Annotated in this window: 3 protein-coding genes; all 3 read right to left on the reverse strand. The window is 67.3% G+C overall.

Annotated features, from left to right (window positions below):
- A partial coding sequence (gene tnpC, locus RH90_RS21865) for an IS66 family transposase (protein WP_010189270.1) occupies nt 1–1,303 on the reverse strand: 1,303 nt, incomplete at its 3' end.
- A gap of 46 nt (nt 1,304–1,349) precedes the next feature.
- Entirely contained in the window at nt 1,350–1,697 is a 348-nt protein-coding gene (tnpB, locus tag RH90_RS21870) for an IS66 family insertion sequence element accessory protein TnpB (protein WP_010189271.1), read from the reverse strand.
- Nucleotides 1,694–2,026 carry an IS66-like element accessory protein TnpA gene (tnpA, locus tag RH90_RS21875; RefSeq protein WP_010189272.1) on the reverse strand — a complete coding sequence of 111 codons (333 nt, stop codon included), beginning with the start codon at nt 2,024–2,026 and terminating at the stop codon, nt 1,694–1,696. The genes tnpB and tnpA overlap by 4 nt, the downstream gene beginning before the upstream one ends.
- Nucleotides 2,027–2,125 lie beyond the last annotated feature (99 nt).

Below are 2,125 nucleotides of genomic sequence, written 5' to 3' on the forward strand. Positions count from 1 at the left end.
AGTCCTTGAGCATGTAGTCGATCGCACCCGCGACCGGGTTGTGGCGTGCGAGCGCGGCACGCTGGGATCGCAGCCACTGCTCCAGGTCTGTGACGAGCGGGATCGCGATCTCCTGGCGCATGGCAAGCCGCTCCGCGATGGTGTTGCCGTTGAACGCGCGTTCGGCGTCGAAGATCACGCCGATCCGCCTGACCGCTTCGGCCGCGATCGGCGAGACGACCGATGCACCCTTACGCCGCTTCAGCTGCGCGGCGACGTCGCCCAGCTCGAAGAACTTGCGCCTGGCATGTGCCCAGCAGAGTGCACGGATGACTGGTGACGGCGACCGATCGGAGCGGAACAGGGTGTTGTAGCCGGCATAGGCGTCGGCTTGCAGGATACCGCCATAGCCGGTGAGATGTGCGACCGCATGTTCGGCGCGACGATCGCGCGAATAGCGGAACAGGGCAGCTGGTGGCGCAGGCCCTGCGAACGGTCGGTCATCGCGCACGTAGGTCCATAGGCGTCCGACATGGGCCTTGGTCTTCGCCAGCACCGGCACGGTCGTGTCGTCGCCGTGGAGCCGCTCGGCGGCTAGCACGTGCGCCTCGATCAGCCGGTGGAGCGGCGCGAGTGCGGCCGCGCACGCCCCGACCTGGTCGGCGAGCGTCGACAGACTGATCTCCACGCCCTCCCGAGCATAGCGGTCGCGCTGACGGTTGAGCGGCTGATGCGTCCCGAACTTCTCGAACATGACCATCGCCAGAAAGCTCGGTCCGAACAGTCCGCGCGGCGTCGCATGGAACGGAGCAGGTGGCTGAGTGATGCCCTCGCACACGCGGCAGGCGAACCGCTCACGAACGGTCTGCACGACCTTCCACTGCCGCGGGATCACCTCCAGCGTCTCGGTCACGTCCTCGCCCAGCTTCGACAGCCGGTCCGACCCGCAGCAGGCGCAACTGGTCGGCGCGGCAACGACGACGCGCTCGCGCGGCAGATGCGCCGGCAACGGCTTGCGCGAAGGTCGCGTCCGGGTGAACGCCTCGACAGGGGTGCCGGCCGCGGCACGCTGGCCCAGAGCCTCATCCTCGCCGGCGCTCGCCTCCAGCTCCTCCAGACCAAGCTCGAGCTGGTCGATCAACAACTGGCCGCGCTCGGAACGCTGCCCGTAAAGCGCCCGACGCATCTTCTCGTTCTGCAACTCGAGCAGAGCCACCCGGGCCGCCAGATCGGCGTTGATCGCCTTCGCGCGGGCAGCTTCGGCCTCGGCGTCCAGAAGTGCCGCGCGAAGCGCCGTGACATCGCTGATGGGTGCCGCTGCCATGGCTTGAGGATAGCGAAAAAGCCCCGAAAAACCTAGCTTTTTAGCATCATCCAGCGGCCTGCGGACGCCATGTCATGCGCGGATTACGCCAGTCGATCGCTTCGAGCAGACACGCCATCTGCGACGCGGTGATCGCTACGACGCCATCAGTCGCCGCAGGCCATATGAACCGTCCACGGTCGAGCCGCTTGGCATAGAGCGACATACCCACACCGTCATGCCACAGCACCTTGATCAGATCGCCGCGTCGTCCACGGAAGATGTAGAGATCGCCGGCATGCGGGTCGCGCTTCAGTCCTTGCTGCACCAGCAACGCCAAACCGAACATCCCACGGCGCATGTCTGTGCAGCCGGTCGCGAGCCAAATCCGGACGTCGCTTCGGACCGGGATCATCGCCTGAGCGACCGCACCACAGCCGCCACCAATGCGGGCGGCGCATCGCTTGCGATCCGCAGCACCGCCCCGCCGACCTCCAGCACTATCGCGCATCCTCCCGCGGGCTCAGGCTCGGCGCCGACCGTCACCGCCGCGAAGCCCGGCGACACCGGCTCGGCAAGATCGCGTCGCCACCGATAAAGCTGGCTCGGCCGCAGGTCGGCACGCCGCGCGATCTCCGCCACGCTCGCTCCCGGCTCGCAGGCCGCCGCCACCAGCGCCCGCTTCTGATCGTCCGTCCAAACCCGGCGCCGCTCCGCGCCCGAAATAATCGTGATCTGACTCATCGCACCATCGCTAACACCGGTGCAAACACCGTCGCTTGCACCAGTGCTACGTCAGCCGATCACCCGTTCCCGGCAAGGCGGTCCACACCGGAGGGGTAC

Source organism: Sphingomonas sp. PAMC 26605 (assembly GCF_000241485.1).
Taxonomy (GTDB): Bacteria; Pseudomonadota; Alphaproteobacteria; order Sphingomonadales; family Sphingomonadaceae; genus Sphingomonas.